This is a genomic window from Levilactobacillus cerevisiae (assembly GCF_003946245.1).
Classification (GTDB): Bacteria; Bacillota; Bacilli; order Lactobacillales; family Lactobacillaceae; genus Levilactobacillus; species Levilactobacillus cerevisiae.
The window spans coordinates 1-1,986 of record NZ_RHNN01000070.1; the positions used below are offsets into that span (position 1 = coordinate 1).

At 39.6% G+C, this 1,986-nt stretch carries 1 protein-coding gene; it reads right to left on the reverse strand.

The annotated features are described in order from the left end of the window. Window positions 1-186: 186 nt before the first annotated feature. On the reverse strand, window positions 187-1,986 hold a 1,800-nt coding region (locus tag EKM99_RS15575; RefSeq protein WP_125584207.1), incomplete at its 5' end, for a MobA/MobL family protein.

Below are 1,986 nucleotides of genomic sequence, written 5' to 3' on the forward strand. Positions count from 1 at the left end.
TTCACAAAAGGTTTCGATTTTAATTCGTTCGGAATAGGTTATACTAGACAAAAGATCAGCTCCTAAAAGATGGGTTTTGTGGTAAACACCATTTTAAAGGAAGCTGATCTTTTTTGTCCGAACAGCGTTCGGATTAATTTTACAATCTACCAAATACTTATAGGCTCCTTTAATTTTACATTTAGATTACAAGTGCATGCCCCCATCTTCATGCCGGTTTCGAGTTTGGTGTTGCCGTTGCTTTTTCGTCATTTCCCACTCAGTCTCCTTTAGTCCACGTAGTTGCTGCTTTCTTAGATAGTCCGTGTTCTTCGCATATAAAATGGTTATTAAGGCTTCGTCCAAAATATTAGTCAGGTAGTTTTTCGGGCTAGTTGGGTAATAATTAATGGCCTGATAGTCCTTAATTTGGTCTTGCTTATATTGATCAAACCGTGTTGTCTGTTGTTTCAAACGGGCTTGCACCATTTCAATTTGTTTGTGATCCAACTTAGGATCTTGGCCACATTCGCCGATAAACAGTTGCCGAGTGCCATCATGTTTTAAGACCCGTTGTAATCGGTGGTTCTGAATATCTTTTAATTCCATTTTACCTAACAGGTAATTCAAACCAGCTTGGTGTTGCTGACTAGTAAAGACTACCGGTGGCTGCTGTTGCAATTGACTAAGATCATCGGCGCTTAATGGCTTTAATTCTGGGTCATAGTAAACCACAGCGGTATAGATTTGCTCCTTATCAATCGTCTCTAGCTTATCGAGGTCACTGTCCGGAAAAGCAGTCGTTAGAATGCTGTCGTATTGGGTTTGCACCACGGCTTTAACTTCCCGAATGACCCGTAAATCTTTGACCGCTTTAGAAATGAATTCGAGTTCGTTAGGTTGATAAGCGGCTAGCATGCCCCGATCAGTATGCTTCAAATCGTCTAACTGGTGACCATGTTTGGCTAGTACCGTGGTTAATTGCTTCTCAATTGTTTGGGCCTGCTGATTAACTAACTGCCAGCTGGTATATGGCCGCTTGGTAAACGTCAATAATTGCTGGGTTAATAAGTCGTTTCGAATATCCGCTAACCGTTCTGCTAATTCGCTACCCTTAAAAATCGTTTGTTCACTATTAGTTTCTTTAATCAGTTCCCGTCGTTCAGCTGCGGTTGTCTGTTCAAAATTAAGTTCCGGATAAAGATTTTTCGTTGCTCGTTCCACCACTTTATTTAACAACTGGTTAGCTTGTGCTAGTGATGTCCTTTGCTGGTCAATAGTCAGCAGTTGTTTGGTTACATCTTCACCAATGGCATGTTTGATTAATAAGCTGTTTTTCCAATTAAATAGCATGCGCTGTTTATCGTCTAAATGTTCTAAATCGACATAGGTTTTCAATTGCTGACTTAGATGACTAATTGTGTGTTTTTCAGAGAATGATAGCTCGTCAGTTAAAGCGTCAAAGTGTTCATGATTTCTAATCTTTTCGTCAAGATTATGATATTTAGCTTGGGCGCTTCTTTGTGCGCTAACTTGTTGATTAAATGCTTTTCGATTTTTTCTTTGGCTGTTAATGCCTTCGTGTTGGGTAGGTGTCTCTTGAATCCCTTGATCGACAAACGATTTTTCACTAATCCGATCCGGAATATTTTTTTGTGCTAAAGACTGATTAACACTTGTTGCCCAATTATGCCGCCACTCATTAATTTTTTCCTTTTTATCCCAATCAACCAACCAAATTTTTCTTTGTTTTGGAAACCCGCTTTTGGTTAAAAGTTGCTTGCCATTTTCATCTTTAATGTACTGCGTCTTTGCTTTTAATCCCCAACTACCATCGGGGTTAAATGGGCGATTGGTTAACATCACATGTGCATGCGGATTGTCTGGGTGATCGCGATGAATTGCTACGTCAGCTACCATACCTTGATCGACAAAATTTTCTTGCACATATTTTGTCAGTAATTCTTTCTGTTCGGATTCACTTAATTCTACCGGTAAAGCCACGTT